1 protein-coding gene is annotated in these 950 nt (G+C 67.7%); it reads right to left on the bottom strand.

Annotated elements, in window-relative coordinates:
* On the bottom strand, nucleotides 1–620 hold a 620-nt coding region (rimP, locus tag FV228_RS30945), incomplete at its 3' end, for a ribosome maturation factor RimP (RefSeq protein WP_147857886.1).
* Nucleotides 621–950: the final 330 nt, after the last annotated feature.

Here is a 950-nt window from a genome sequence, read left to right on the forward strand (position 1 = left end):
TCCGCGTCCTCGTCCTCCGCCGCGTCGTCCTCATCCAGCGCGTCGGCGTCGTCGGCGGGCGGCCCGCCGCGGCGCAGGGATTCGCGGATCAGTTCGTCGGTGAGGACGAGATGCGCCTCGGCCAGATCCCGCAGCGGCAGGTCGACCCGGCTCGGCAGGCCTTCCTTCACGTCGGGCAGGTCGATCGGGACGGTCAGCGCCTCCGGGTCCGGAGCGCCCAGGATCCCGCGGAACCGCTTGCGGCCGTCGAGGGGCGGGCTCAGCTCGACCTTGACCTCGTAGCCGACCCAGCGGGCGAAGTCCGAGACCCGCACCAGCGGCCGGTCGATCCCCGGGGAGGAGATCTCCAGGTTGTAGGCGGTGCCGACCGGATCGTCGACGTCGAGGACCGGCGAGATCGCGCGGCTGACCGCCTCGCAATCGTCGATCGAGAAGGTGCCGTCCGGCCGCTCCGCCATGATCTGGACGGTGCAGCCGTTGGTGTTGGTGACCTTGACCCGGACCAGCCGGAACCCGAGGCCCTGGACCGGCCCCTCGATCACCTGCACCACGCGCGCGGCGACGCCGGTCTCTCGGACCAGGCGCTTCTCGGACAGATCCGCTTCGATCTCGGACGACATGGATATCAGCGCGCAACCCTTGCGGCGTCCTGGGTGGCACATCCCGGCCTGCGGCCTCGCGCGTCCAAACCCGACGCGGCGAAAAAAAAGAGCGGACCCGGTGGGGCCCACTCCCGAACCGCAGCCTTTCGACTGCCATCAGAACTGTTGAACGATAGATAGCCGCGGTCGGTCGTGAGCGCAAGGTGGATCGATGATCGGTCCAGGGCGATCGCTTGAAAGGAATGGATTTCGGTGTTGCCTTTTGCGTGATTCACAGGGGGCCTCGGTCTGGTGAGGCATCCGATGTCAGGCAAGGCACTGGTGGAGCATTTTTCGGCGTTGGAAGAC

The sequence above is a fragment of the Methylobacterium sp. WL18 genome (assembly GCF_008040015.1).
GTDB classification, from domain to species: Bacteria; Pseudomonadota; Alphaproteobacteria; order Rhizobiales; family Beijerinckiaceae; genus Methylobacterium; species Methylobacterium mesophilicum.